The organism is Streptosporangium roseum DSM 43021, assembly GCF_000024865.1.
GTDB classification, from domain to species: Bacteria; Actinomycetota; Actinomycetes; order Streptosporangiales; family Streptosporangiaceae; genus Streptosporangium; species Streptosporangium roseum.
This window is the reverse complement of the sequence record NC_013595.1, coordinates 5,179,082-5,204,630: the sequence shown is the minus strand read 5'-3', so window position 1 is coordinate 5,204,630 and position 25,549 is coordinate 5,179,082. Positions and strand designations below refer to the sequence as shown.

At 67.5% G+C, this 25,549-nt stretch carries 28 protein-coding genes and 1 pseudogene; 16 read left to right on the top strand and 13 right to left on the bottom strand.

Features of this window, described 5'->3' with window-relative positions; genetic code table 11:
• Window positions 1-115 precede the first annotated feature (115 nt).
• A complete protein-coding gene (locus SROS_RS47670; RefSeq protein ID WP_012891272.1) occupies window positions 116-1,156 on the bottom strand; it encodes a tyrosine-type recombinase/integrase in 1,041 nt (346 codons plus the stop codon).
• 445 nt (window positions 1,157-1,601) lie between these two features.
• On the opposite strand from SROS_RS47670, the gene SROS_RS22715 reads away from it, so the two are divergent.
• The gene (locus SROS_RS22715; protein ID WP_012891271.1) at window positions 1,602-2,795 is read left to right on the top strand and encodes a hypothetical protein; all 1,194 of its coding nucleotides are present in this window, start codon (window positions 1,602-1,604) and stop codon (window positions 2,793-2,795) included.
• A 292-nt stretch (window positions 2,796-3,087) separates the two neighbouring features.
• On the opposite strand, the gene SROS_RS22710 is transcribed toward SROS_RS22715, so the two are convergent.
• Entirely contained in the window at window positions 3,088-3,672 is a 585-nt protein-coding gene (locus SROS_RS22710) for a recombinase family protein (protein ID WP_012891270.1), read from the bottom strand.
• 241 nt (window positions 3,673-3,913) lie between these two features.
• Between SROS_RS22710 and SROS_RS51090 the strand changes: the two genes are divergently transcribed.
• Window positions 3,914-4,123 carry a hypothetical protein gene (locus SROS_RS51090; protein ID WP_043652674.1) on the top strand — a complete coding sequence of 70 codons (210 nt, stop codon included), beginning with the start codon at window positions 3,914-3,916 and terminating at the stop codon, window positions 4,121-4,123.
• 33 nt (window positions 4,124-4,156) lie between these two features.
• Window positions 4,157-4,435, top strand: a complete 279-nt coding sequence (locus SROS_RS54470) for a zinc finger domain-containing protein (protein WP_425358616.1) — start codon at window positions 4,157-4,159, stop codon at window positions 4,433-4,435.
• Here the strand turns inward: SROS_RS54470 and SROS_RS22700 are convergent.
• On the bottom strand, window positions 4,364-5,101 hold the full coding sequence (locus SROS_RS22700; protein ID WP_012891269.1) for an ABC transporter permease: 738 nt from the start codon (window positions 5,099-5,101) through the stop codon (window positions 4,364-4,366). The genes SROS_RS54470 and SROS_RS22700 overlap by 72 nt on opposite strands.
• On the bottom strand, window positions 5,098-5,811 hold the full coding sequence (locus SROS_RS22695; protein WP_012891268.1) for an ABC transporter ATP-binding protein: 714 nt from the start codon (window positions 5,809-5,811) through the stop codon (window positions 5,098-5,100). The genes SROS_RS22700 and SROS_RS22695 overlap by 4 nt, the downstream gene beginning before the upstream one ends.
• A gap of 138 nt (window positions 5,812-5,949) precedes the next feature.
• Here SROS_RS22695 and SROS_RS22690 point away from each other — a divergent pair, with 138 nt between their 5' ends.
• Entirely contained in the window at window positions 5,950-7,137 is a 1,188-nt protein-coding gene (locus SROS_RS22690) for a sensor histidine kinase (RefSeq protein WP_169369346.1), read from the top strand.
• 3 nt (window positions 7,138-7,140) lie between these two features.
• Entirely contained in the window at window positions 7,141-7,779 is a 639-nt protein-coding gene (locus tag SROS_RS22685; RefSeq protein ID WP_012891266.1) for a response regulator, read from the top strand.
• 188 nt (window positions 7,780-7,967) lie between these two features.
• Here the strand turns inward: SROS_RS22685 and SROS_RS54465 are convergent.
• Both SROS_RS54465 and SROS_RS53110 read right to left on the bottom strand, forming a co-directional pair.
• A pseudogene (locus tag SROS_RS54465) lies at window positions 7,968-9,201 on the bottom strand (transposase).
• On the bottom strand, window positions 9,123-10,103 hold the full coding sequence (locus SROS_RS53110) for a DUF4158 domain-containing protein (RefSeq protein WP_245564224.1): 981 nt from the start codon (window positions 10,101-10,103) through the stop codon (window positions 9,123-9,125). The pseudogene SROS_RS54465 and the gene SROS_RS53110 overlap by 79 nt, the downstream one beginning before the upstream one ends.
• Window positions 10,104-10,403: 300 nt before the next feature.
• Between SROS_RS53110 and SROS_RS22665 the strand changes: the two genes are divergently transcribed.
• The 3 genes from SROS_RS22665 to SROS_RS52275 all read left to right on the top strand — a co-directional run bounded on the left by SROS_RS22665 (window position 10,404) and on the right by SROS_RS52275 (window position 13,167).
• Window positions 10,404-10,934 (top strand): IS5 family transposase, encoded by a 531-nt coding sequence (locus tag SROS_RS22665; RefSeq protein ID WP_012891265.1) that lies wholly within the window; start codon window positions 10,404-10,406, stop codon window positions 10,932-10,934.
• 262 nt (window positions 10,935-11,196) lie between these two features.
• The gene (gene rox / locus SROS_RS22660; RefSeq protein WP_218920023.1) at window positions 11,197-12,621 is read left to right on the top strand and encodes a rifampin monooxygenase; all 1,425 of its coding nucleotides are present in this window, start codon (window positions 11,197-11,199) and stop codon (window positions 12,619-12,621) included.
• 345 nt (window positions 12,622-12,966) lie between these two features.
• The gene (locus SROS_RS52275) at window positions 12,967-13,167 is read left to right on the top strand and encodes a recombinase family protein (RefSeq protein ID WP_012891263.1); all 201 of its coding nucleotides are present in this window, start codon (window positions 12,967-12,969) and stop codon (window positions 13,165-13,167) included.
• Window positions 13,168-13,186: 19 nt separating this feature from the next.
• Here the strand turns inward: SROS_RS52275 and SROS_RS49785 are convergent, their stop codons facing one another.
• Window positions 13,187-13,486, bottom strand: coding sequence for a hypothetical protein (locus tag SROS_RS49785; protein WP_148269165.1), 300 nt, complete (start codon window positions 13,484-13,486; stop codon window positions 13,187-13,189).
• Between the two features lie 162 nt (window positions 13,487-13,648).
• Between SROS_RS49785 and SROS_RS22650 the strand changes: the two genes are divergently transcribed.
• Window positions 13,649-14,020, top strand: a complete 372-nt coding sequence (locus tag SROS_RS22650) for a DUF4158 domain-containing protein (protein WP_012891262.1) — start codon at window positions 13,649-13,651, stop codon at window positions 14,018-14,020.
• Between the two features lie 136 nt (window positions 14,021-14,156).
• On the opposite strand, the gene SROS_RS51675 is transcribed toward SROS_RS22650, so the two are convergent.
• Complete coding sequence (locus SROS_RS51675; protein ID WP_012891261.1) at window positions 14,157-14,894, bottom strand: hypothetical protein; 738 nt, start codon at window positions 14,892-14,894, stop codon at window positions 14,157-14,159.
• Window positions 14,895-15,219: 325 nt separating this feature from the next.
• Between SROS_RS51675 and SROS_RS22635 the strand changes: the two genes are divergently transcribed.
• Window positions 15,220-16,524 carry an MFS transporter gene (locus SROS_RS22635; RefSeq protein ID WP_245564222.1) on the top strand — a complete coding sequence of 435 codons (1,305 nt, stop codon included), beginning with the start codon at window positions 15,220-15,222 and terminating at the stop codon, window positions 16,522-16,524.
• Here SROS_RS22635 and SROS_RS22630 read toward each other — a convergent pair.
• The 3 genes from SROS_RS22630 to SROS_RS49775 form a co-directional block, all read right to left on the bottom strand.
• Window positions 16,521-16,964: a hypothetical protein gene (locus SROS_RS22630; protein ID WP_012891259.1), complete on the bottom strand. Its 444-nt coding sequence runs from the start codon at window positions 16,962-16,964 to the stop codon at window positions 16,521-16,523. The two genes, SROS_RS22635 and SROS_RS22630, sit on opposite strands and share 4 nt — an antisense overlap.
• A 301-nt stretch (window positions 16,965-17,265) precedes the next feature.
• Window positions 17,266-18,306: a hypothetical protein gene (locus SROS_RS49780; protein WP_148269164.1), complete on the bottom strand. Its 1,041-nt coding sequence runs from the start codon at window positions 18,304-18,306 to the stop codon at window positions 17,266-17,268.
• Between the two features lie 136 nt (window positions 18,307-18,442).
• On the bottom strand, window positions 18,443-18,955 hold the full coding sequence (locus SROS_RS49775; RefSeq protein ID WP_148269163.1) for a hypothetical protein: 513 nt from the start codon (window positions 18,953-18,955) through the stop codon (window positions 18,443-18,445).
• A 1,030-nt stretch (window positions 18,956-19,985) separates the two neighbouring features.
• On the opposite strand from SROS_RS49775, the gene SROS_RS22625 reads away from it, so the two are divergent.
• The 4 genes from SROS_RS22625 to SROS_RS22615 all read left to right on the top strand — a co-directional run bounded on the left by SROS_RS22625 (window position 19,986) and on the right by SROS_RS22615 (window position 21,929).
• Window positions 19,986-20,378, top strand: coding sequence for a hypothetical protein (locus SROS_RS22625; protein WP_012891257.1), 393 nt, complete (start codon window positions 19,986-19,988; stop codon window positions 20,376-20,378).
• Between the two features lie 184 nt (window positions 20,379-20,562).
• Window positions 20,563-21,159 (top strand): cadmium resistance transporter, encoded by a 597-nt coding sequence (locus SROS_RS22620; protein WP_012891256.1) that lies wholly within the window; start codon window positions 20,563-20,565, stop codon window positions 21,157-21,159.
• 117 nt (window positions 21,160-21,276) lie between these two features.
• Entirely contained in the window at window positions 21,277-21,750 is a 474-nt protein-coding gene (locus SROS_RS52270) for a hypothetical protein (protein WP_218920208.1), read from the top strand.
• A complete protein-coding gene (locus tag SROS_RS22615) occupies window positions 21,633-21,929 on the top strand; it encodes a phosphatase PAP2 family protein (RefSeq protein ID WP_218919677.1) in 297 nt (98 codons plus the stop codon). The genes SROS_RS52270 and SROS_RS22615 overlap by 118 nt, the downstream gene beginning before the upstream one ends.
• Before the next feature lie 715 nt (window positions 21,930-22,644).
• Here the strand turns inward: SROS_RS22615 and SROS_RS22610 are convergent.
• The gene (locus tag SROS_RS22610) at window positions 22,645-22,941 is read right to left on the bottom strand and encodes a DUF4287 domain-containing protein (protein WP_012891255.1); all 297 of its coding nucleotides are present in this window, start codon (window positions 22,939-22,941) and stop codon (window positions 22,645-22,647) included.
• Window positions 22,942-23,067: 126 nt separating this feature from the next.
• Between SROS_RS22610 and SROS_RS53930 the strand changes: the two genes are divergently transcribed.
• Window positions 23,068-23,190 carry a hypothetical protein gene (locus SROS_RS53930; protein WP_012891254.1) on the top strand — a complete coding sequence of 41 codons (123 nt, stop codon included), beginning with the start codon at window positions 23,068-23,070 and terminating at the stop codon, window positions 23,188-23,190.
• Between the two features lie 181 nt (window positions 23,191-23,371).
• Here SROS_RS53930 and SROS_RS22605 read toward each other — a convergent pair whose 3' ends face one another.
• Window positions 23,372-24,184, bottom strand: a complete 813-nt coding sequence (locus SROS_RS22605) for a hypothetical protein (protein WP_148269162.1) — start codon at window positions 24,182-24,184, stop codon at window positions 23,372-23,374.
• A 521-nt stretch (window positions 24,185-24,705) separates the two neighbouring features.
• Here SROS_RS22605 and SROS_RS22600 point away from each other — a divergent pair.
• A complete protein-coding gene (locus SROS_RS22600; RefSeq protein WP_245564220.1) occupies window positions 24,706-25,347 on the top strand; it encodes a serine hydrolase domain-containing protein in 642 nt (213 codons plus the stop codon).
• Window positions 25,348-25,549 lie beyond the last annotated feature (202 nt).

Below are 25,549 nucleotides of genomic sequence, written 5' to 3'. Positions count from 1 at the left end.
AGAGCGTCGGAAGCGGGTCGCGCTAGCGTTCGTCCTGGTGAGTGCGGCTTGACCGTGCATTGTCTTTGCCGGAATCTCCAAGGGGCCGGTCGGAGGCGGCATCCTGCTCATTGGTCTACAGGCCGACTCCGTGCATCGGGTTGTCGTTCCACTTGTCGGCCTGGCGGATGTAGCCGGCCACCACCGGGGAGCCGTCGGCCCAGCGGCCGTGCGTGGTGATGGCCGACATGGGCGCGCCGGCTTTGGCGGCGGAGGTGGCGCCGCCGGCTCGCAGCCCGTGCGCGGTGTAGGTCTCCGGCCTGTCCAGGCCGGCCAGCGCGGCGGCGTTCTTGACGATGAGGTTGATGGTCTGGCCACTGAGGCGCTGACGGTTGCCGCGGCCCGCACTCTTGGCGGCGCCGCCGACGCCGCCGTGGCGATCGACCGGGCGCAGCAGGGCGCCGGAGGTGACGCCGCGTTCGGCGAGTACGGCCAGCCATGCTTTGAGAACACGCACCGGGCAGGTCTCGGGATGGGATCCGTGGGGGAGTGCGACGGTTTCTCCGTGGGCGTCCTGGTCGGTCTTGCTGGTGGGGATGTAGACCTCGAGGCCGTCGACGGTGAAGGTGAGATCGCCGATGTCGCAGGCGACGAGTTCGGAACGGCGTCCCATCAGGGCAAAACCGAGCACCAGCACCGCGCGATCACGTAGGCCCGTTGTGCTGGTGGAGGGGAGTGCAGAGATCATGGCGCGGAGGCGGTCGATCGTGATGGGTGGCGACTTGCGGGTGCGCTGTCCCTGGTGGGCGCGCTCGCGCCGGTAGGCGCGCAGGGCCAGCCGCGCCTGCTTGGTGGCGGGCTTGCCGAGCTGGGCGTGATCGTGGGCGGCCAGGATGCAGGCCAGCGCCCGGTCGATGGAGGCCGGCGCGTAGGCGTGCGAGGCCAGATGGGCGACGTAGTTTGCCAGGGTCTCGGCGGTGGCGGGCAGCAGAGCGTGCCCGCTCTCGTCGCACCACGCGCCGTACGTCGCCCAGTCGCGGGCGTAGGCCAGGCGGGTGTTGGTGGCCAGTCCGCGCTCCACCAGTAGGGCGGCCTCCTCGGTCAACCCCCGATCCAGGCCCCTGGCCTCCGGTAGCCCTGACTGCCGACGGACAGCTACCTCACCGTTGTTGATCATGGCCACCCAGTTTTCGCGCTCGCCGACCTTGATTAGCGATAAGACAGGTTATCGCTAATCAGCCGTCGCCGCCTCGGGATCCGTCCGTTCACCGGAAGGCCGACCCTCTTGCCGGGAGGGACCAGGCGCCCCGGGGTGGCGGTCGGAGGAAGCACTCCAACAGGATCACGGGAGGGGTAACACGGGACGAACGTGGCGCGCCACGGATGCGCCGACGATCACCGAGGACCCGAAAAGGGCCTCTGAGCTGGGCACTGACACCTCGTGCAGATTCCTACTGACATCTCGATGCAGATTCGCACACATTGAGTGAGACGGAACACCCTCACGAGCCTCAACTTGCGGGAATTTACATTCCCGGTAGTTACTCGCAACCGACCAGGACGCAACAGATCTGAATTATTGATTTTTATTTTCTGGAAAATCGACCTGCTATCCTGAGGCGGTGACGGAAGAGACGGGCGCGGTGACGCCGTGTAAGCACTGTGGGGCGCCGATCGAGCAGCGGCCGGGACGGGGGCGTCCGCGGGCGTACTGCCTGCAGGGGGACTGCCAGGCGGTGGCGAAGCGGGAGCGGGAGCTGAGGCGGGCGACGCCGGGGCTGGAGGGGGTGCTGGCCCGCGCGGAGGAGTTCTACGAGCGCATGGAGAAAGGGATGGCGGCGACGATCGCCCCGCTGGCGCAGGTGCTGGCCGAGGAGCTGAGCCCCGCCGGAGTGGAGGCGAAGCTGAGTGCGGTGCAGGCCGAGGCGCACACCCGGGTGGCGATCGCGCGCACCGAGCGGGAACAGGCCTTCGAGCAGGTACGGCTGGCCCGCGAGGCCACCGGTCACGCGCGGCGGGAGCGTGACGCGATGGCACGGCAAGTGGAGGAGGCCAACGCCGAACGGGACATCGCGCTGGCCGATGCCGAGACCGCCAGGGAGCAGGCGCTGGCCGCCCTGCATGAGGCCGCCGCCACCGAACGCCAGGCCAAGCACGCCGAGCAGGAGGCCAGGCGGAGAGCCGAGCGGGCCGAGATGGCCAGGGACGCGGCGGTGCGGGAGATGGCCGAGCGGGTTGAGGCCGCCGAGGCCGAGGCGCAACAGGCCCGGGCGCAGGCCGTACAGGATCAAGGTTGGGCCGAGCAGGCGCGCGTGGAGCGCGACCAGGCGCAGAGTGCCGCCGGGATCGCCGAGGAGGCGAGGGTCGAGGCCGAACGGGCGGCCGTCGCCTCCGACGCCCGGGCCCAGGCGATCGAGGCCGAACGGGACCGGGCGATGGCGCGGGCCGACGCTGAGGCCCGAGCGCGCGGCGAGGCGGTGGCCGAGGTGACAGAGGCCCGTACCCAAGCGGCCCGTGCGGAGAAACAGGCGGCCGAGGCCGAGAAGCGTACGGCACGGCAACTGGCCGAGGCTGAGAAGCGCACGACCAAGAAGATCTCCGAGGCTCGGGAGCGTGCCACGACGAAGGTGAGTGAGGCTCAGGCCGAACGGGACGAGGCGCGAATGCAGCTGGCCATGGAGCAGATGAGACTGTCGGACCTGCGCGAGCAGGCGGAGGTGCTACGTGCCGAGGCCGCCCAGCTGCGGGAGCGCGCGGTGACGGCGGAGCTGCGGGCAGCCGCGGGCCGATCCGGGCCAGCCACCCCCGAGCCCTGAGCCTCCGTGACCGGCGTCACCGCCGTGGCGGTCATCGCCGGAGCGGGCTGCGTCCTGGTCTCGCTGTCCGGCATCCTCCCCCCCGCTCCGCCGCCCCTTCCCAGAGGTCGACGTCTCGGCGATACCGCCGCGGCGACTGGCGGAGTTGCCCCGGTACGGCGTGGAAGCAAGGCTTCGCTGCTCGAGCGGCATGGCGACTCCCGGCACCTGGCCACGCCGCTGGCCACCGCGGTCTACCTGGGGTGCCACCGGAATACGGCAGAAACAGGCCACGGAGTGAAATAACTGCTGGTCAACGTTGTGCGAGTGCCGTGTAGGCGGTGGAGCGGCCGATTTTGAGGGTGCGGGCGGCCTCGGTGCCCGAGACGCCGTCGTCGATCAGTCGGCGCAGCGTCGCCAGCTCGGCCGGGCCGATGGCGCGGGGACGGCCGGTCTTCTTCTTGCCAGGCAGCATGGCGCCGGTGGTTTCACGGCGCTTGGCCGCGGCGATGCCCTCGGCCTGGCGCTCGGCGCGCAACTCCAGTTCATACTCGGCGGCTGCGGCCAGAACCGCGAACATGAACCGGCCCTCCTTGGTGTCCAGGTCGAAGTTCTCGGTCAGCGACACAACCCGCACGTCGCGGTCGCGCAGGTCGGTCACGACAGTCAGGACGTGGGCAGCCGAGCGGCCCCACCGATCGGACTTCCAGAACTTCAACGTGTCGCCGGGGTGCAGCTCGGCCAAGGCGGCGGCGAATTCGGGTCGTGCCCCGCGCAGACGGCTGGAGATCTTCTCCTGGAACAGGACGTCGTAGCCGTCTTCGGTGAGGGCGTCGAGCTGGAGCTGCGGGTTCTGATCGCGAGTGGAGACCCGCGCGTAAGCGATCGTGCGGCCCATCGGGTTCTTCCTGGTGCCGGTGGACTGTGGGGTCAGGGCGCCCCGAGATATTCCTTGAGGACTGGCAGGTCGTCCGGCGGGTTCCGGCCGACGATGAGGGACAGTTCCGATGCCCACCGGGCCAGACCTCCCTGCCAGGAGGAGAAGTAGATGCTGAGTGACGGCTGGCGGCCGCTGCGCCCGGCCCAGATACGGGAGCCGAGCCTGTGAGGCGCAGAGGACCACCACGGCCCGCCGAGGCGTGCCGGTCGATGAACGCGGCAGTTGCGGGCGGGACGTCATCGAGCTGTCGTCCCGCGATCCATTCCCGCAGGAACGCCTGCTGGTCGATGTCACCGCGCAGGTCGTCGAGCAGGTGGTAGTGCGGCAAATGGCCCGTCGTGTAGCAGTGGTCGTAGCCGAGATGTTCGGACAGCTCAGCAGCGACAGCTGGATGGAGACCGCTCCGTAAGCGGCCAGGCGCGCGGCGTACCGCGAGTCCGGGTTGGGCATCAGTCAGTGCGGTGTCGAGGCGGGTTCGCCGTGCCGCTCCCACGGCGATGCGGTCGCCAGGACCTACCACACCGGCCGCTTCACCCAGGTGGCCCGCATGGCCAAACTCCTGCGCGTGCGGACCCCGGCCGATCGCGGGCCGGGCCAGCCCTGGCGGCCCGGTACCGGGCACCGATCGCAACCAACGGCCCTACCGCCGTCAGCCGATCTCCTTCCTCGAAATGCGCAGCATCCCTGCGGCCACCGGAACGACGATCCACACGACCACTGACACGGCCAGCCTAAGGGCGGCGTCGCCGGTGAACCCGCCGTTCATCAGGGGGTTGGTGGTGAGGTTGAGGTCGAGCCAGCCCGCCAGGATCGCGCCCATGTCGCCGAGCCGGGCGACAGTGCTCCACAGGGCCGTGCTGGCCAGACAGATCACGATCGCCGCCGGCGCGTTCAACAACACCAGACCCATGCCGAGGCCCTGGCCGGTCACCAGCACCATCGTCGCGATCCAGCCCAGCACCTTAGCGGGCGCGACGGTCCACGTGGCCTCGACGCCGTGAACCGCGGCGGCGGCGGCGGTCATGGGCAGGGCCGCCAGCAGTGCCAACACGCAGCCCGCCACGGTGGCCGTCAGTGGCGGCAGACACTTGGCCGCCAGTACCCGCCCGCGCCGGGGCTCCAGCGCGAACGTGGTCAGCGCGGTGCGATGCCGCCATTCGCCGGTCACCGTGAGAATGGCCAGCACGGGCAGAAGCGTCCCGAGCGGGATGGCGGCGGTCCCGGCCAGGGTGAACCAGCGCGGCTCCGAGGTGAGGCCCCGGGCGACGACGGCCACGAGCGCCAGCCCGATCGCGCTCACCGCGAGGATGAGACCGCTGCGCGTGTCGAACAGCTTGCGGGTCTCGACCCGCAGCAGCCTGGTGAACGGAATGTCGGTAGAGGTCATGCGGCGCTCCTGTCGGCTCGCGCGGTCAGTTCGAGGAAGGTCTGCTCCAGGCCGCCACCGCGGGCGAGCTCGGCGACGGTGCCCCGGGCGAGCAGGCGGCCGCGTCCGATCATCACGATCTGGTCGGCGACCTGCTCCACCTCGTGCAGCAGGTGTGAGCTGAGCAGCACCGCGCACCCGGAGTCGGCCAGGCTGCGCAGCAGCCCGCGCATCCACTGGATGCCCTGTGGGTCGAGGCCGTTGGCGGGCTCGTCCAGTACGAGCGCCTCGGGCCGGCCGAGCAACGCGTGGGCGATGCCGAGCCGCTGCCGCATGCCCAGCGAATAGCCGCCGACGGTCCGCCTGCCCTCCTTGCCGGTCAGCCCGACCAGCTCCAGGCTCTCCTCGACGCGCGAGCGGGGCAGGCCCAATATCATCGCCCCCAGCGTCAGGACCTCCCGCCCACTGCGCCCCGGATGCAGGGCGCTGGCGTCGAGCAGCGTGCCGACCCGGCGGCCGGGACAGGCGAGTTCGGCGTACGGCCGCCCGAACACGGTGGCCGACCCCGATGTCGGCCGCGAGAGCCCGGTCAGGATACGCAGAGCCGTCGATTTTCCCGCGCCGTTGGGCCCGAGGAACCCGGTGACGCTGCCTGCCTCGACGGTGAAGGACACCTCGTCGAGGGCTTTCACCCCTTTGTATGTCTTGCTGACGCAATGGAATTCGATCACGGGCCTAGTTCACCGGATTCCCCGCCCCGGGTCATCGGACCCAGGTCGATGGCCACCGGCCGAGAAACAGACCCAGGGCTACCCGTTCTGGACCCTGGTAGCTAGGGGCGGCTCCGGCGCTTCCCTATGCTGTCGGGCGTGAATGAGCCAGGGGTGGATGAGTGGGGCGTCGATGAGTCGGGCGTGAAAGGAAAGAGCCGGGGCGCGGCTCTGCGTTACCTCTGCGCCACTGTTCCTGCGCTGTTCGTCAGCGGGATCTCGATCCTGTCAGCCGTGAACCGCGAGGTCGCCCCCGACCTCGCCCAGATTGCGCTGGACCTGGCCCTGTTCGGGGCCGGTCTGGCGCTGATGCGATGGCGACACCGCTTCCCCTGGCAGGTCGCGCTGGCGACCGCACTCCTGACCCTCTACTCGACCACCGCGGCCGGCCCCGCCTACGTCGCCTACGTCTCCCTGTGCACGCATCGCCGTTGGCGCCAGATCGTCCCGGTCGCTCTCGCCACGTGGCTGTGCCCGGCGGCGCAGATCCTGTGGTCGGACGCAGACAAGCTCAGGGTCGTCTCCGTCACGAGCGTCACCATGGTGACCGGCAGCGTGATCGTCGGCGGACTGACCGTCTTTGGCCTCTACCTGCGCGCGCGGCGCGACCTGGCCGCCTCGCGGCGACGGGCCGCGCTCGAGGCGCAGGCGCACCGCGTCGAGCAGGCCAAACTAGCCGAACGGGTCAAGATCGCCCACGAGATGCATGACGTGCTGGCACACCGGATCTCTCTGCTGGCCATGCTCGCGGGCGGCCTGTCGCACCGCACCGACCTCACCGCCGAGCAGACCCGCGAAACGGCCCAGGCGATTCAGGAGAACGCACACCAGTCGCTCAACGAACTGCGCGCCGTACTCGGCACGCTGCGGCGCGACGGCGGCGTCGAGGACCCGCAGCCGAACCTGGCCGACCTCGACGCCCTGTTCGACGAAGTACGCGTGGCCGGGCAGCAGGTCGAGGTGGCCGACACTGTCGACGGGCGCGAGCTGCTGCCGGCGCAGACAGGGCGGCACGCGTACCGGATCGTGCAGGAGGCGCTGACCAACGCGCGCAAGCACGCGCCGGGCACCCGAGTGAGAGCCGAGCTCGGCGGACGGCCTGGCCAAGGGTTACGGATCCGGATGAGCAACCCGGCTCCATACGCCGGATCGTCCAGCCCCGGCTCCGGCGGGCGGCTGGGCCTGGTCGGGCTGGCCGAGCGTGCCCGGATGGCCGGGGGCACCCTGAGCCATGCGGTCCAGGACGGACGCTTCGTCCTGGACGTGCGACTGCCGTGGGAGGCTTGACCCGTGATCAGAGTGGTGATCGTGGACGACGACCCGATGGTACGCACGGGGCTGCGCCTCATCCTCGGCGGCGAGCCCGACCTGGACCTCGTCGGCGACGCCGGAGACGGCAGGCAGGCCATGACCGTGGTCCGCGACATGCGGCCCGACGTCGTCTTGATGGACATCCGGATGCCGGTCCAGGACGGGCTCACGACCACCGAGCTACTGCTCGATCGACCGTCGCCGCCACGCATTTTGGTGCTGACCACGTTCGACGCCGACGACATGGTGCTGCGCGCGCTGCGGCTCGGCGCGCACGGCTTCCTGCTGAAGGACACGCCGCCGGCGAAGATGATCGAAGCTGTGCGCGCGGTGGCCAGGGGCGAGCCGGTCCTGTCACCGAGCGTCGCCCACCAGGTGATCGCGGCGGCCACCAGCCGGTACAAGCCGCAGGCAGTCAAGGAGCTGGACCAGCTTACCGAGCGCGAGCGCGAGGTGGCGATCGAGGTGGCCAAGGGCAGCTCGAACACCGAGATCGCCACGAACCTGTCGGTGAGCGTGGCCACGGTGAAGGCCAACATCACCCGCATCTTCGCCAAACTCGGCACCGGCAGCCGCGTGGACGTGGCGAACAGGGTACGCGACGCCGGCCTCCTGTAGTCCGAGATCGGTCGGTGGCTGAGCAGGCGGCAGTGAACCCCGGCGTACGGCAGTGCGTCGAGGATAGTGATCAGGCCGACTCGCTCAGGTGATGGGTTCGAGGATGACGCGATAGCTGGTTTCTGAGAACCGTCTTGCCTGCTGTCCGTATCGCCGCAGGTCAGCACCAAATCCGTTGGATCTTTCGATCAGACTACTGGGACCCCGTCACGGGGCGGACAGGACGCGGGATTCCAGATCGAGGTGCGTGGTGGGAGCAGCGGCCGGCGGGGGAGGTTGAGAATCCAGTTGCCGAACCGGCGGATGACGTGGGTGATGTAGGGCGAGATGGTGGCCAGGTCGTCGGGGTCGACGGGGCAGCCTTCGGCGGCGATGGCGTTGGCGGCGTCGGTGATGTCGCGGGCGGTGGAGTAGATCACGCAGTTGGCCAGCAGTTCATTGAACTTGATGATCTTCTCGTGGTAGTCGGGGTCGTTGTGGCCGATGAGCTTGCCGCCGAACAATGAGCCAGTCGGCGAAGCCGTGGAAGGCCTCATTGCGGTTGGTGACCTGGGTGATCTGCTCGCGCAGGTCCGGGTCGGACAGATAACGCAGCAGCGTGATCGTGCGTACCGCGCGGCCGAGTTCGCGGAAGGCGCGGTAGAGGCGGTTTTTGCGGGAGTGGTTGCCCAGGCGCCGCAGCAGGGTAACCGAGGAGATTGGGTTCTGCCGGATGGAGATCGCGGTGCGCAGCAGGTCGCTCCAGTGGGTCTCGATGAGCCGCCAGTCGGTCGCCTCGTCGCCGAACAGCGAGTCGATGTGCTGGTAGGTGGCCTCTGGGCTGGGCCGGTAGAAGATCAGGTCGTGCCAGTTGCGGATGCGCGGCAGCAGGTCGAATCCCAGGGGAGCGGCGAGGCCGAAGACCGGCAGCGATTGGCCTTGGGTGTCGGCGTGGATGGTGTCGGGCTGGATCTCCGAGGCGTTCTTCAGCAGGCCCTCGATGATGTAGACCGCCTCCCACACACCGCGGGGGATGAAGTGGGAGAACAGGGCGATGTAGGTGTTGGAGATGTGCCGGTAGGCCAGGCCGCCGTAGCCGCCGTAGCGGATGTGGGACTCGGCCAGCAGGTTGTTCTCCCACGTCTCGACCTGGGAGCCGTCGGCGGCCACGGTCTTGCCGTCGCCCCACACCGAGGTGATGTCGAGCTGGTTGAACACGTTGATCACCGTGGTGAACGCTTTGGCGATCTTCTCGCTGGTGGCGTGCTGATTCGCGCCCCGGGCGAGTTCGGCGGCGCTGACCTTGCCGCGCATGTGCGCGGCGACCTGGGCCGGGCCGAGCAGGGGGCCGCAGGTGAACACCGTCAGGACGTACCGGCCGAGCGCTTCGGAGATCTTCGGGTCGGAGCCGGACGCGGGCCCGAAGTGGTGGTGCCAGCCCAGCTGGTAGGCGGTGCGGGTGAGGATGTCCAGCAGGTCCCGCTGCGGCAGCCGGTCATGCACGGCCTCTTCCAGCTTGAGCGCCTCCTTGCTCCGCTCGGCACCTTTCCGGCGGCGCAGGACGGGGCGCCCGCCTGCTCCAAAGCTTTGAGCACCAGCCGCCCGGCCCGCTCGGCCACCGCCTCCGTGGCCCGGTCTCCTTCCGAAGGATCCATGGACGGGTCGCCGAGCTGCTCGACGGGCGTGACGGCTTCCCGGACGCCGTCAAGGACGTCGCCGAACACGCCCAGGAGCCGCTCGGATTCGGCCCGATGAATCTCCCGCAGCGCCTCCAACTGATCGCGGCCCTTCTTGTGGATCGCCGCGATCCGCTTGCAGAACATCGTCACCACGTCGTCTCGCACCCCGGTCCGCACCGTGTGCAGCAGACTGACGGTCAGCGTGAGGCGCTTGTCCTCATCGGCCACCTTGCGCAGGTCCGCGACGTCGGTCACCCGCGCCTCACCCGCGAAATGCGCGATCTTGCCCGGCGGGATGCCCTCCAGCCAGACCTCCGTGGGGCCGAGCGCGTACAGGTCTCGCAGGAACGCCAGGCGGCCCTTGAACTTGCCCGGCGACGCGGCCTGCGCTACGTCCTTCAACCCGTCGTACTCGCTGCGCCGGGTGACCGGATCGACCACCAGCAGCCGGCCCAGCCTCGCCCGACCGGCCGCGTCGACCCGGCAGGACACCAGCGAGAAAAACCCGCGGTTCACCTCCGTGCGGATCTTCTTCGTCAGCTCGTCCAGTGTCGTGTAGCCGGGCAGCTCGCACTGCGCGCGGACCAGCTCATCCAACGCCACGTTGATCAAGTCGGCGGGGTTGTCCTTCGCCTGAGCCGCCTTGCGGATCGCCTTGGCCGCCACTGCCCGCACCCCGGCCGCGCCGACACCGCACGCGTGAACCTCGGGTACGCCATCCGGTCGATCGATGCCACCCGAACCCCCGGAAACCGCCACTAACCAGCGCGAACCCCAGGATGCTAACGACCAATGATCAAGCCGTGGCCTGTTTCTGCCGTATTCCGGTGGCACCCCTACCTGACGAGGTCTTGGGACTATCCGGCCCGGGGCTCCCGAAGACGTCCCACGGTGCTAGGGCCTGTACGGAGTTGAGATCAGAGGGATTGCCTGCGCTGTGGTTTCCGGTCCTGGTAGGCCATTGCTATGGCGCGTGGAGAGCTCACCGACGAGGAATGGTCCTTGATCGAGCCGCACCTGCCCTTGGGTGAGCGAGGCCCGATCCCTGACCTGCGGCTGCAGTTCAACGCCGTGATGTGGCGGTTTCGGGCCGGTAGCCCGTGGCGGGATCTGCCTGCGGAGTACGGGCCATGGTCCACTGTCTACGACCGGTTCCGTTCGTGGGCGATGGCGGGCGTCTTCGAGCAGTTGATGCAGGCGATGATCGCCGAGGCCGTTGCGCGTGGGCAGGTCGACCTCGACCTGGTCAGCGTGGATTCCGCCACGGCCCGGGCTCACCACCACGCCGCCGGAATGGTCGTGAACGGCGAGCTTGCCAGGGCGTTGAACGAGGCCGTTGAACAGGAAAGGGGGCTGCGCCAAAGGGGCAAATCCCACAAGAGGGAGGACCGCCACGCCGGATTCGCCCTGCAACCGCACGGGCCCGTTTGGAGTCGTGATCACGTGGCCGGAAAAGGATTGGACGGGATGATGATCGGGCTTGTAGCTTGCAGTTGACCGTGACACCGCCCGAGGAGGTGAGCCCCATGAACGCTGTATCGATGTGGGTGCTCCCCCTTCCCGTCACGGCCGGGCGATTGACGTAGGTGTCGCCGGGAGCGCCTCACCAACAAGGCACTCCCGAAAGGCAACACCTATGCACTCTCAGCAGGTCACCGCCGAGCCGCCGTCGAACGACAGGGGCGAGCGTGACTCCACGGCGGGCGACGTCCCCGGAGTTCTCCGGTCGCCGGCCTCAGGCGCCGATCGCGCGCCCCTCATCTTCGATGTGATCATTGCCGGGTGCGGGCCGACCGGTGCGACGCTGGCCGCCGAACTGCGGCTGCACGATGTGCGGGTACTCGTTCTGGAGAAGGAAACCGAGCCCGCGTCGTTCGTCCGCATAGTCGGTCTGCATATTCGCAGTCTCGAGCTGATGGCCATGCGCGGACTGCTGGATCGCATTCTCCAGCATGGAAGACAGCGTCCGGCCGGCGGCTTCTTCGCCGCCATCCCCAAACCCGCGCCCAAGGGCCTGGATTCCGCATACGCCTATCTGCTGGGCATCCCGCAGCCGGTCATCGTTCACCTGCTCGAAGAACATGCGATCGAACTGGGTGCGCAGGTCCGGCGCGGTTGCGCGGTCGCCGGTTTCGAGCAGGACGACGAGGGGGTGACCGTCGAGCTGGCCGACGGGGAACAGCTGCGTTCGCGCTACCTCGTCGGCTGCGACGGCGGGCGCAGTACGGTGCGCAAACTGCTCGGCGTCGGCTTCCCCGGCGAGCCCTCGCGGACCGAGACGCTGATGGGCGAGATGGAAGTGGGTGTGCCGCAGGAGGAGATCGCCGCCAAGGTGACCGAAATCAGCGAGACCCATCAGCCATTCTGGCTCAGGCCCTTCGGCGAAGGGGTCTACAGCGTCGTCGTCCCCGCCGCGGGAGTCAGCGACCGCGCGGAACCGCCCACCCTCGAGGATTTCAAACAACAGTTGCGCACCATCGCCGGAACCGATTTCGGCGTGCACTCCCCGCGCTGGTTGTCCCGCTTCGGGGATGCCACCCGGCTGGCCGAACGTTATCGGGTCGGGCGGGTGCTGCTGGCCGGCGATGCGGCGCACGTCCATCCACCCATCGGCGGACAGGGCCTCAACCTGGGCGTTCAGGACGCGTTCAACCTCGGCTGGAAACTGGCCGCACAGATCCGCGGCTGGGCGCCGGAAACACTGCTGGACACCTACCGGGCCGAACGGCATCCGGTCGCCGAGGACGTGCTGGACAACACCCGCGCCCAGACGGAACTGCTGTCCACCGAGCCGGGTCCGCAGGCCGTGCGCAGGCTGCTCACCGAACTGATGGACTTCGACGAGGTGAACCGCCATCTGATCGAGAAGATCACCGCGATCGGCATCCGCTACGACTTCGGCGCAGGCCCCGACCTGCTCGGCCGCCGCCTGCGCGACATCGACGTGAAACAGGGCCACCTCTATGGTCTGCTGCATCGCGGCCGCGGCCTGCTGCTGGACCGCACCGAACGCCTGACCGTCGACGGCTGGTCAGACCGGGTCGATTACCTCGCGGATCCCACGGCGGCACTGGATGTTCCGTGCGTCCTGCTCCGTCCCGACGGCCACGTCGCCTGGATCGGCGACGATCAGCAGGATCTGGACGACCACCTCTCCCGCTGGTTCGGCAAGCCCGCCGACTGATTTCGCCTGAGCAGCCGAAAAGGCCCGTGAGGATGATCGGAACGGTCAGTAACGACTGACCGTCGGAAGGCTGGAGGCAGCATCAGCCGTGGTGCTCTGGCGCCAGGGTCGGCCTGCGAGGAGGGTTAGCCTCCGAGTGACGACCGGAAGACGGCGGAAGAGCACCGCGGGGTGGATCGGCGCAGGCGTCCGCGCGTTCGTATAACGGTCGTCGTTTGACGAACGCGCGCCGAACGGGTGTCGGCGATGCCGCCGTGTCCGGCTCGGGCGTTCGTTCTGCCGTACATCTTCAGCTGGGTTCGTCTTCCTGGCGCAGCACGTTTGATGAACGGAAGGCGGTCCGCTGTGGCGCTCATCGGCCTGGTCCGGGTCAGCGCCGACCAGCAGAACACCCGGCGGCAGCACGACGCCCTCGCCCCGATCTGCCTGAAGGTGTTCGAGGAGAAGGTCAGCGGCAAACTCGACGCCGGGGTGAAGGTCTCGGTCGGCGTCGTGCACAAGCCTCTGACCGAGACCCGGGCGGAGGCCGAGCGGGTACAACGGTGACGGCCAGGCCGCCGAGCCGTCAGCGCGGGTTGGTCAGCGTGCGTTGTCGGGCGTGCAGACGAGTCATCGACCGTTCGCAGCAGGTTGAATCTCCACCCTGATGAGGGTGAGCAGCGAGAATGCCCTCGACCTGCTGCGGGGCCTCATGGGTCGGGAGTGGTTCCCAGGTCGGTCTGCCGACCAGCGGCTCGTCTCTGCCGGTCAACCGGATGGCGTAGGCGATCTCCTCCCCGAACTTCCGGATCAGCTCTCGCCGGATGCGGGCGAGTTCGGGATCGGTGTCCACGGGCCGTGCGGGCTTGCGTCGCCACCACTTCATGATGTTGATGCTGCCGGGGTCCGGGGACCCTACTCGCCCGTAGTAACGCTAAGGATCGAACCACTGGCCGTTGGGGTTGAATGGTGCCGGGCTGGGGTGGGTTGATCTCGGTTGGGGGGTACTGATCAGTAGCGGCTTGCCGCGCCCGTACGGTCACAGATTGTGGCTTTTGAGTATCTGTCGGAAGAGCAGACTCGCCGGTACGGGGCGTTCGTGGCGGATCCCACGCCGGAGGAGCTGGAGCGGTTCTTCTTCCTGGACGAGGCCGCGCTGGAGATCGCACGGACGAAGCGCCGGCGTCACAACCGCCTCGGCTGGTCGGTGCAGTGGGGGACGGTCCGCATGCTGGGGACGTTCCTGGAGAACCCCCTCGATGTACTGCAAGTAGTAGTCGGCTACGCCGCTGAGCAGGTGAGGGTGGAAGACCCGTCGTGCATCAAGCAGTACGCCGAGCGGGTGCCGACACAGTATGAGCACGCGCGGGAGATCCGGGATCTGGCGGCCCACTCCGCTGGGCAGGCGTTCGCCGAGTAGGGGTGCCGGTAAGAAGCGTGTCATGAGCCCCAAACGAGGTGCTCGCGGGATTGAACAGGGTTTCGAGGTGCCGTCCGAGCTGGAGTTGGAGAAGGGCGGTGCCGCCCCGTGACTGGGCGAGCTGGCTCTTGAGCCGTCAGGGGTTGCGGGTACGGCGGCGTGCAGCGGGGTCGTGCTCGGCGGTGATGCGGGCGGAGGTCTCCTCGCCGAGGCGCACGTAGCGGCCGAGACTGGCCAGGTGCTGGTGGCGGGACTTGGCCTGGAGTTCGGGGGCGGTGCGACCGGCTGCGGCCAGGTGGGGCAGCGCCGAGTGGCGCAGCTGGTGCAGCGTCCAGCCGTCACCGTGCGGATCGAGCTCGGCCGAGGCGGTTTTGAACAGATATTCGGCGCGCGGATAAGACAGTCGGCCACGGCCGGTGGCGGGCAGATGTCGGCGGCCGCGGGCACGCGCCGGCCGGAGGCGGGGGCACGACTTCTCCAGCCGGGTGGCGGGGATGGCGCGGTCGCCGCGGTGGTTGATCTTGCGGCGCAGGAGGCGGCGGGCCGGGTTGGTGGCCAGCAGGTCCTGGCGCTGGGCCCAGGTGGTGGAGGAGATCAGCGCGGACAGGTGCCGGTTCCAGGTGGCCGCCGCGGCGCTGTCCCAGGCGGCCATCACCAGGGCGTAATGGTCGCAGTCGAGGTTGGCGACGGGGTGGTGCGGGCCGACGGTCGCGGTCAGCCGGGCCAGGGTGCGGGTGTAGCCGGCTCGGGTGGTGGCGGCGTCGAGTGAGTCGAGGAACCTCTCGACGGCGCCGGCGACGGTCTGCACTTCGGTGGGGTGGCCGGAGGGCACGGCGGAACCGGACGCACCGCTGGGGAAGGCGACGACCGGCATATCCACCTCCACAGAGCCGATGTGACAGATAACATTATCGAGTCGGCCCGGCCGGGGCGAGGGGTGAGCTGGCCAAACGCGGCCCGCGAGCGCCAAGCGTGACAGGTGATGCCAATTCCCTGTCACAGGTCTTTATGGGTCCGCTTCCGACTTGGAAAGCACATGTGCCCCCAACCGCTTCTATTCAGTAGACAGCGCCATCTCCGGTAGGTATCTTCTCCGGGTCCCGCCCGATCTGTCCGAAGCCGGAACCGGCGCAGCCTTCGCCTCCGAAAGTGGCGCCTCAGGTCAGGTGACCGCGCCCCGCATCCAAGAAAGACGCTTCGTGACCGACACCGTCCCGCTGCGCAAGAACACGCGCTTTCAACTGCTGTGGGCCGGCAGCGCGGTCTCCGAGTTGGGGTCGGAGCTCACCAGGCTCGCCATGCCGCTGCTGGTGCTGGCGCTCACCGGCTCGCCCGGGTTGGCGGGCATTGTCGCCGGGGCCCGCACCGTTGCTTTCGTCGCGGTCCAGATGCCGGCCGGCGTCTGGGTGGACCGGTGGGACCGCCGCCGCACGCTCATCACGGCCCAGGGCCTCCAGGCGGTTGTCTCCGCGCTGCTGACGGCGCTCATCATCACTGGTCATGTACAGGTCTGGCAGTTCGTCACGCTGGCCGTGCTGGACGGGCTGTGCGTCGCGTTCATCGGTCCCGTCCAAGAGACGGCGATCCGCGGCATTGTCCCCTCGGGCCAACTGCACAGTGCCTATGCGCAGGAGGAGGCCCGTACCCACGCGGCCGGGCTGGTCGGCCCTCCGCTCGGTGGCCTGCTGTACGGCCTGGGGCGGGCCGTGCCCTTCGTCGTCGACACCATCACCTTCCTTGCCGCCACGCTCTTCTACGCTCTTGCGAAGGTGCCGCGCCGTCCGGCGGACGAGCCGCCACCCTCTGCACGAGACGATGGCGAGGAGCAGCGGCCAGTCCGGCGTAGCATGCGCCGGGAAGCGGCTGAGGCCATCGTCTGGCTGTGGCGCCAACACGGCCTGCGGGAGGTCACCGCAGCGGTAATGGTCCTCAACCTGCTGGGCGGAGCGTCCCTCATCCCACTGATCGTGCTCGTCGGCGAACGCGGCGGTGACGCACGCATCACCGGCACGGTCCTGGCCGGATTCGGTATCGGCGGGCTGGCCGGTGCGCTGCTGTCGGGCCGCATCAGCAAGCTCCTGCCTCCCGGCAGACTCCTGCTGGCCGTCGTAACGGTCTTCGGCGCTGCGCTGGCGGCCACGGCACTGCCCTGGGGGGCGTGGTGGCCGGTGATCCCGTTGGTGTTCATCACCTTGTCGACACCCTCACTGAACGTGGTGATGAGCGTGGTGGTCGCACGCATGGTGCCCGAAGCGATGCTCGGCCGGATGGGCGCTGTCTTGAGCATGGGCGCGATGGCGCTCAAGCCCCTCGGGCCCGTCCTCGGCGGGGCACTGGCTGCGGCACTGGGCGGCGCGGCGGCACTCATCGTGCTAGGTGGACTGCTCGGCCTGACCGCCGCTGTAGCCGCGCTCAGCCCACAGTTGCGCCGCTTCACCGGAGAAGCCTCCACAGCCGGAGACGACACTTCAACCGATGACAAGGCCCCGCGTGCCCCCGCCTAGTGCCAATTGATGACGGTCGCTTTCCGGTCATGCTGGCTCGTAGCAGTTGAGGAGTCGGCGTAGTGCGAGGTCCCGTCATCGTCGTCCTCAGCCGACGCCTGGCCGGTGGGCGCCTGGCCGTTGCTGGTCACCTCGGCTTCCACGCGGCTCTCATCATCAAGCCCGACCAGCGCGCAGATGCGTTGCGTGGTCTCGGGACTCAGCCGGGAGGCGATCCGCACCGACCAGGCGACCTCCGCGTTGTGCAGGCCCGAGGTCACGATCCGGGAGATCCGCCCGGGCGTCGGCGGCTCGATCCGCTCCTCGCGCGGATGTTTGAGCAGCTCCTCCCGCACCCGCTCAGGCCGCCGCTCGGCATGCGCGACGTTCTCGGCCAGCTCTTCGCCCAGGATCGTCCAGTGCTCGACCAGCTCGTCGATGTGCAGCGGGGGATGTTTCATGACCGCCCAGCATTGACCAGGCAAGTCACGACAAGATCAACGCCGTTTGGGGCTCATGACATGTTTCTTACCGGCACCCCTAATTCCTGCACTCATCCTCCCCGAAGATCCCTCGTGCGGCGCATCAACAGTCTGGGCCTGCCCCACCCGGCCGCCCCCCGAACCCTGGTTTCGTTGGTCGTTTGGCGACCGTTGGCCTTCAAGTGCCTCGACCCCGTCGATCGTTGATCGATCGACGGGGTCTCGGGCTACGACTAGTTCTGAGGTGAATGATCCACCTTCTGCACCACGTCTGTTCCCATTAGTTCCAAGGGCAGTCCTTGTTTCCACCCCCGCCGTCACCGGGTTGCCCTGAGGTCTTACAGATCGTGTTCCCGGCGCCAGGCGTGTACACCATCAGTTGCTGGGTATACCCCCATCGGACCTCTGCCCCTTGAGGAACGACGACGGACTGGCCGTATTCGGCAGAACCAGCCTCGAATTGGTTTGAGCCGTCCGGTTCATACATCAGGCTGTAGCGGCCTGGATTGGGAGCCGAAATGGTTATGTTGACGCAGTCGCCTGGAATGGACACGTTGAATACGTAGATCGGCCCAGCCGCTAGACCCAGGCTGTATCCCGGGCCACAGTTCGGACCGCTGTCGCCGGGAATGTTCGAGTCGTTCCAGAGGAAGACGCCTCCATAGCCCGAGCCCGGGTAACTGGACATGTACATGTGTTGGATCACGGCTGTCCATGAGTCTATCGGCTCTACGTAGCCGCGCCGCTTGGTCGCGTAATAGTTATAGTTACCGTTGCCGTCGTTTTTAACCACCCACCGCTCCCAGGTGGCGTTCATGAGGGTTTTGTCTGACACCTCCAGCCGATAATTCCCCGAGGCGGTCCTGAGCGGGTAGGGCTCGGCTGCTACAGAAGTACCCTTATCCGCGAGTAGCTCCTGCTCGTCGGCAGGTGCGTACGGCGAATCCTCAATGTTTGCCTCGTAACCATCCTGGTAGAACTTGACGTTGATCTTCTTGATCTCGATGTCGCGGGGAACGTACACCCGGAAGTCTCGGGCCAGATCGAGTAGGTCAACCTCTGAATGCTTGTAGGTTTTCCCCGTTGAGGCTGCAGTTTCACGGATGAACTTGCTGCGCTTCTCCTGGCGATCGTTTACTTCGGCTTGGGGGAGACCACGAGTGCGTGCCTTGTGGTCCTTCGCTCGCGAGTCCTTGAGCTTGGCCTGGATCTGATTGCTGTCGAAGTTCAGCTCTCCGAGGAGAGGCCCCTTATCCTTTTTGTCGGTCGGGCCCGACGCGGCTGTAGCCGGCGTAGCAACACCTGCTCCGACGGTTGCCATGAGCAGCAAGAGAGCCCATAACAATGTTCGAGTCTTGCGCACGCAGAGATCCTTTCATTGAGGGTTCTCGCCACGGAATATGGCAAGTTCTTTGGCGGAAGGCCGATTAAGGCGAAGAATGTGCCATGAGCGTCCGCTACTGCAGCCACGTCACTTCAGACAGGTTTGTTGTAAAAACCGCGTCCTTCCAAATTCTTGCGTCCTGTGATGTGACGGCGCGTAGATTGACGACTACGTGGACATTCCCAAGCTGTCTCGTAAAACTATCCTCGCCAGAGGGTGTGCCGCACTGATCCGGCTTTGCCAGTTCCTCTATGCAAATGTCAACCAGGGAGCCGGCGTCATTTCTTGAGTCAGAGTTAAAATAAACCTGGCGAACGGTGACACGATCGCCTTTCCGTAAATCTTTGACGACGGCTTCCGCTGAAGTAATCTTATAACCGGAAGGCAAGGTTCTCGGGAGCGCGAACGGGATGCCCGGATTTCTTTGAAGCTCGTCGATAAGTCCGGCCCGGCTGAGGGGGCGATTGTCGTCTTCGCCGCTGCATCCTGAAGCCAGAAGAGCGGCGAGCAGACACAGTGAACCGGTCGATCTGGAGAATGCAATTCCAATTCTTTGGAGTCCTGCTCGTGTACGCTTCTTCTCCATGTTTCCAGTGCCACCCTATTTCGGTGCATAAATTAAATCTACGGCCTTCTTGGCTTCTCGTCCTTCATGGAAACATGTCCAAGCGCCGCAGAATCCCCGGATTCATAAGTTCTTGCCGTGAATACGCTGATCATATGACAGGACGGTAAACCACCTGCAGGGCCAAAGCAAGATCCATTCAGTAAAGGCGTGTAACGAAGTGAGTGAAAGGACATGCCGCGTCACCCATATGGCTCATATATGTGCTGCCAGAGCGGGCGATTGCAACCGAATTGCAGGTCGCTCAACGGGGCTAGAATATAGATGGAGTGAACCTTTTTCATCCTTGAGCGGGTCGTTGGTTCTGCAGGACGGCGATGGCTTTGCATAGGTGCCCGGCCCTGCCGGGCCACAGCGGACAGTCGCCAGCCGCCACTGCTGATCGTCGCCAAGATGGCGTGCATTCCCGCCGGCTGGAAGGTGCCGTCCCCGTTGGCCGCGGACCGCACCTGACGGCCATCGGGGTAGGCGGCCGGCAGTGACCCTTTTCATCTTCAAGGCTTCTCTCTCGCCTCCCATTTAAGGGAATTCGAGTGTGCGACCCAAGGGGTCCGGCTGTGCCGAACAGTTCCGAACGGCGCCGAACAAGGGGTAGCCGTAGTTGCCGCCGAAAATCGGCCGCATCATCGCCGGCCGGCGATGATGCGGCCGGTCGGCCGTGCCGATCAGGTGCTCGCCTGGAGCATGGCGAAGTCGGCATGGGCCTGCTCCACGGCCTCGGGATACGCCTGCCGCTTCTCGTGCTCGGCCAGCGCCCGGTAGATGCTCGCCAAGCTGGGGTGCTGTCGACACCGAAGCCGTGCACCATAGCGGCCAAAGCCGCCCTGCCTGTTCACCCCAGGGACGGGTGGCCCCCAGTCGCCATCCTCGCCGCGACAGCTGGAACGGCGTAAGCGAGGTGCCGCCCGGGGGCGATATGTCCCTACGATGCTTTACGGTCGCCGCGACGGGCCGCGATGAGACGGCCACGGCAAGCACGGGGAGAATTTCGGTGAGGCAACGCAGAGGGGTGCTCCTCGTGCTGCAGGCCGTCGCGCTCCTGGTCTACCTCGTCATGCCCGACCCGTTCACTTCCACCTCCTTTGCGAGCGCGGCGGCCTCCCCGTCCGCCGTCGCCCAAGCAGGGTCGGCAGGGCAGGTGCTGCCCTCTCATCTCTCGCGCGATGATCCCGGGCGGCCCATGACCGCCTCTGACGAGGTCGCCGTGGCGCCGCGCGACGTGCCCGGCTCCTCCGCGGCCGCCGGCCCAGACGCCCTGTGCCCGGTGAGTACCACCCCGCCCGGCCCTGGCAAGGCCGGGCCGCCCGGACAGTGGGCGGCCAAGGGCAGCTCCCTGGCCGCAATGCGGCCCTCACTGTCGGCCTTGCAGGTCCTTCGCTGCTGACAGGACCTTCGTGGAGCCACCCGGCCCTGCCGGCCGGGCGCCACCACGTCGCGTCCTGACCGTTCGCAAACACCTCAAGGTTGATCATGCATTCACACCCCGGGCTCCGCCGTGCCCGCCATGACAGCGGCCGCGATCATCTCACCGGCCCTGGCCGCCCCGCTGCCGAAGAGGCGGTGCGGTCATGAACCTCGGCATCATCGGCCAGGCGGTAGGCCTGTTCGCCATCACCAACATCGACGACATCATGATCCTGGCGCTGTTTTTCGCCCAGGGCGCCGGGCACAAGGGCACGACACGCAACATCGCCATCGGCCAATACCTGGGCTTCGCCGCCATTCTGGGCGCGGCGGTAGCGGCCGCGTTCGGCGCCACATTCCTGCCCGAGAGCGCCATCCCCTACCTCGGCCTGCTGCCGCTCGCCCTCGGCATCAAAGCCGCCGTGCAAGCGTGGAAGCACCGCAACGATCCGGAGGAGGACAGGGAGAAACGGGCGGGCAGCCCGAAGTTCCTGGAGGTCGCCGCGGTCACCTTCGCCAACGGCGGCGACAACATCGGTGTCTATGTCCCCGTCTTCGCCACCGCCGGTCTCGGCGGCATGAGCGTCTATGTGATCGTGTTCCTGATCCTGCTCGCGGTCTGGATCGCCGCCGGCCGCTTCTTCGCCACCCGCCCGGTCATCGCCAAGGCCCTCAGCCGCTGGGGCCACATCCTGCTGCCCATCGTCTTGATCGGCATCGGCGCGCTCATCCTCATCGAAGGCGGCGCCTTCGGCTTGTGAGCAGGCGCACGCGGGCCTCCAGTGGCAGCGCTGGAGGGCCTTCACCGTTCACGACGACGTCACCACACAGGGGCGTCGCAGATCATCGCGAGACGACAAGGACCGAGAGCTCGCCCCATGACGTTCAAGCGCTGGTGGCTGATGTCGCGTAAGGGCGCGCCCGGCGTGGCCAGGTGGTGGCCGAGTGCGGCGCTGTGCGGCCTGGCCGTGGCTGTCGTCGTGGCGAGCACGGCCGATGTGCTCGTCGCCGGTCCGCTGCGGCGCTGGGATCAGCACGTGATGCTCGGCGTCGACGGGCTGCGGGTTACGGGCTGGCCGCACGCAGCTTGGCGGGTGATCGTGATCGGCGGCCAGTTCTGGCTGGTCGCCTCCCTGGTGATGATCGCGGCCGTGGCGGCGGCCTGGCGGCGGCGCGATCTGCCGCTGGCGGCCGCTGTCAGCGCATGGCCGGCCGGAACCAGCATGGTGTCTGGGTGTTCAAGCAGGCGCTGGGACGCACCCTTCCCGGCTCAGGCGGCGATCTGCTGTTCGCGGCCGGGCAGTCGTTTCCCTCCGGGCATGCCGCGCTGGGCGCGGCGTGCCTGCTGGTGAGCGCCACCCTGGTCCACGGCGGGCGCTACCTGGAGGGCGCGGCGCACGTGCTGGCCGTCGGCGTCGCGGTGGCGACAGTGATGCTGGGCTATCACTGGCCCAGCGACGCGATCGCCGGGTGGGCACTCAGTGTCGGGCTGGGACTGCTCGGCCGCGCCATCGTGGCCAGGTCTGAGTAACGGCAAAACAGGCGCATACCGCCCAGCTAGACGACAATGACGACCGGCTCGGAAGCGCAGGACGACTACTACGGCGAGCACCCCCGGCTGCCAAGGTGATCAGCAGCTAGTCACTGACATCAAGTCCGCGCGGCTCACTGACAACAATCCCGCGCATCCACTGACATCATCTCCGCGCGCAACAGGGGCCGGCGGATGCCTGGCCGTCGCACCGGCCCCGAGTATGGCCGTCGCTCACCGGCCCTCAAGGCCGCCTCCTCGCTGCGCTCGTAGCGTCCTTGACCGCCGGCATCGACGACGGCCCCGAGGGCCTTTGCTGCGACGCCCACAGGAGCGGTCAGGTAGGCGTTCGGCGCGGAGCAAGTTGTGTGGCAAGTCGGACTTGGGGGCTGAGGAACATGGCCTGCCAGTAGGAGCGGAACGGTGAGTCGGGTCTACTGTCACATCCGTTGACGCTTGGGTCGACCGGCCCAGCTCATGCCCTCTGCCGAGAAGGAGAAGTCAGGTATCTGCTCTCGCAAACGGTCCATTCGCTGAGCAAGATCGAAGTCCGAGGGCGAGAGCAGCCAGGCCCTCGATCTGCTCTCACAACTCGTTCTCACTCGAACGCGGAGCCGCTCATTTCTGAGAACTGTTTGTGAGAGCTCCCTCCGGCGCCGCCGTGTCAACGGATGTGGCAGTAGACCCGACTCGCCGTTCCGCTCCTACTTGGCCCCTAGCTCGTCTCAGGCCGGTTGTTCTTACCGTCCAGCCACAGCGTGTCGGACTCGTCGCGATGAGAGCCGGAGGTCCCGACATGCTTCGCGTCGATCTTCGGACCCTTCTTGATCACATGCACCAACGCCATCGCATGCCCGCGCCCAAGGCCATAGTCCTGCTTCAGCCACTCGATGATCGTCCCTGCCTTCGTGGACGAATCATCGAAGCCGCGCTCCTTCGCCAACGCGATGAACTCTCGCGGCGTCAGCCCGGTCTTGTCCTCGATGTTGTCCAAGTACGTCTGGAACGACATAGCTCTCTCCACTCGTCATGGGATATTTCTGCCCTAGTGTCCCATTGGAGATAGTCCCCGTTTGCAGGGTGGAGGGGGGCTGGCTAGTGACATCACGCTCCCTCGCCGACGCCCCAAGGCGGCGCCGTGGCCATCGACCACAACACCGAGATGATCGAGCGCCTCGCCGCCCGCATCAAGGAGACGAAAGCCCGACACGAGCAGTGGCAAGCCCAGCAGAGGCAAGCAGCGGCCGAGGCCCCGGCCTGATTCGTCGATGCGTTCACAATGCGCTGGAGATCAACCAGCCGGCGCGTGAGCCCTTCTGCCGCTCCGCGCACCGCGCGGGTGCGAGGGGGCGAGCATGCTGGTGCTCTCGGCGATGGCGCCGACGACCTCGTCGGCTGGGAGGGGCAGAGCTGGGTGGTCTCGGTCCGCCGGTCCTGGTGCCCTACTCAGCCGAGTCCGCGGCCTGGGCGCGATATGTCCGCAGGACGACGGCCATAAGCACGAGGCCGGCGCAGACGCTCAGGGCATGCTCCATCACGGCGACGACCGGATACTCCGACGTCGCGAAGTCGCCGGGCCGGACGATGGCCCAGAGAAGCTTCCAGCCCCCCCAGGCGAACAGCGAACCCGACGCGAGGAACACCAGCGCCATCGGGACCCGCAGTGGCAACCGGGAAGGCCGGGCTGCGACGAGAGACCAGCCGCACCCGGCGCCGAGGAGCGCCCACGCCCCCCAGTTGCCGCGCATCAGCAGGCTGTCCAGAGTCTCGCGGCCGATGTGCGTGGGGTCCAGTCCCAGCCTCCCGCCGAGTGCCCAATACCCCCAGAGCAGCCCCAGCCCGGCGCTCATCATCAGCCCGATCAGGAGAAACAACCGTGCCCCCCGGCTGGTGCCGGGGAGCTCGCCCAGTCTCCCCAGGAAGGCTTGCGGCCAGCGTTCTCGCAGATAGATCGGCAGGGCGACGGCCAGGCCCACCGCCATCCCCGTGAATCCAACGCCGATGCCGATCGTCTCCCATCCCGGCATCGCCGCGTCATCGCCGGCCTGGGCGCCGCCCGCGCCGAGCAAGACGCTCACGATCCCGTACGGGATCATCGGAACCAGGAACCCCGCGCCCACCCATGCGAAGAAGAGCAGCGGCGGGCCAGGGATCAGCCGACCCCACCGCTGAGCTAGAGCCAGTCCCAGTGCCACTCCGACCAACGACATCACCACAGTGATCGCGTTGAGCGTCACCCACTCCGTGGTATCCATGCCGCTTTGCGCGGGCACGATACCGAGTAGGGCGGCAGCGACCAAGGCGACCTTGACGATGAGGTACAGGGACAAGGTCGAGGCGGCGCCGTACCCCGCGACCTTCCTAACGGCGCTCCACCGTGGATGGACAGGCATCTGGATTCTCATAATGATCACGAGTGTTCCGGCGCGGACCGAGTCCCCACCTCCCCCTGAGGAGCCACGATCCTCCCCCGTCAAGGGGAGACGACTCCTTCGCTGTCACAGACGGTGACACTCTCAACGCGCCCACGACGATCTCGGTGACAGAGCGTGCAGTTGTCGGAGTGGCGCAGGACTGGTCCGCATCCTCCGCTATATCTAACGGCGCCACGCTCTGTCACCACGATCATCAAGAGGGAGCCAGAGCCCATCATCTCCGCGCGCAACAGGGGTCGGCGGATGCCTGGCCGTCGCAGGCGGCCCCGAGGATGGCCCCGAGGGCCTTTGCAACGACGCCCACAGGAGCGGTCAGGTAGGCGTTCGGCGCGGAGCAAGTTGTGCGGCAAGTCGGACTTGGCAGTGCCGATCACCGGAGCAAGTTCGATCCGCTGGGCATGAAGGACACCGCCTTCCACGTGCCCGCCGACAAGATCGACCGGCTGCCGCCCCTGTACGCCCCCGACTGGCAGACCGGAGAGTTCACCGTGGCGGACCCGGCCGAAGGGGGACACCACAGCAAGCCCCCGGCGTTCCCGTCAGGCGGCGGCGGACTCGACTCAACCGTCGACGACTACCACGCCTACTTCCGGATGCTGCTCAACCACGGCATGCACGGGACCCAGCGGATCCTGCCGCGGCCCGCCGTCGAGCTGATGACCACCAACCGCCTCACGCCCGAGCAGCTGGCCGCCCGAGAGACCTGGGCCCGCAACGTCGTCCATTTGTCGCACGGCCAGGGGCAGCACGGCGGCTGGGGCTTCGGGATGGCGGTGCGCACCTACCGCGGCGACTACGCGCCTGTCGGCCAGTTCGGCTGGGACGGCGGAGCCGGCACCACCACCTACGCCGACCCGCACAACCAGCTCGTCGGCATCCTGCTCACCCAGACCGGGATGTCCACCCCGGACTCATCGATGGCCGGGTACATCCGTGCTGGAGCCGCCGAACAGGCCACCGTCGTCGAGCGAGTCTGCGGGTAGCACCGCCATCTGCCACCCGCATCGGAGCGTTGGATGGCGGTGACGCACCACGTGCTGACCCGCTCTCGCCACTGGCCGATCGGTCGCTGCTCAAGGGCCGGTACTGCTCCGTCACCGAGCCGTAGTCGATGAAGTCGTAGTCGATGAACAGGTAGACAGCCTCAAGTTCGGGCAGATCAGGTCAGTCGGACCTCCGCGCGCT

Coding starts and splice junctions, on each gene's coding strand:
- SROS_RS49785 (WP_148269165.1), bottom strand. CDS start 13,486: ATGAAGTGGTGGCGACGCAAGCCCGCACGGCCCGTGGACACCGATCCC.
- SROS_RS47670 (WP_012891272.1), bottom strand. CDS start 1,156: ATGATCAACAACGGTGAGGTAGCTGTCCGTCGGCAGTCAGGGCTACCG.
- SROS_RS22710 (WP_012891270.1), bottom strand. CDS start 3,672: ATGGGCCGCACGATCGCTTACGCGCGGGTCTCCACTCGCGATCAGAAC.
- SROS_RS22620 (WP_012891256.1), top strand. CDS start 20,563: ATGAACCTCGGCATCATCGGCCAGGCGGTAGGCCTGTTCGCCATCACC.
- SROS_RS22665 (WP_012891265.1), top strand. CDS start 10,404: ATGGCGCGTGGAGAGCTCACCGACGAGGAATGGTCCTTGATCGAGCCG.
- SROS_RS51675 (WP_012891261.1), bottom strand. CDS start 14,894: ATGCCGGTCGTCGCCTTCCCCAGCGGTGCGTCCGGTTCCGCCGTGCCC.
- SROS_RS22630 (WP_012891259.1), bottom strand. CDS start 16,964: ATGAAACATCCCCCGCTGCACATCGACGAGCTGGTCGAGCACTGGACG.
- SROS_RS49780 (WP_148269164.1), bottom strand. CDS start 18,306: ATGGCAACCGTCGGAGCAGGTGTTGCTACGCCGGCTACAGCCGCGTCG.
- SROS_RS22605 (WP_148269162.1), bottom strand. CDS start 24,184: ATGGATACCACGGAGTGGGTGACGCTCAACGCGATCACTGTGGTGATG.
- SROS_RS22700 (WP_012891269.1), bottom strand. CDS start 5,101: ATGACCTCTACCGACATTCCGTTCACCAGGCTGCTGCGGGTCGAGACC.
- SROS_RS52270 (WP_218920208.1), top strand. CDS start 21,277: ATGACGTTCAAGCGCTGGTGGCTGATGTCGCGTAAGGGCGCGCCCGGC.
- SROS_RS22610 (WP_012891255.1), bottom strand. CDS start 22,941: ATGTCGTTCCAGACGTACTTGGACAACATCGAGGACAAGACCGGGCTG.
- SROS_RS49775 (WP_148269163.1), bottom strand. CDS start 18,955: ATGGAGAAGAAGCGTACACGAGCAGGACTCCAAAGAATTGGAATTGCA.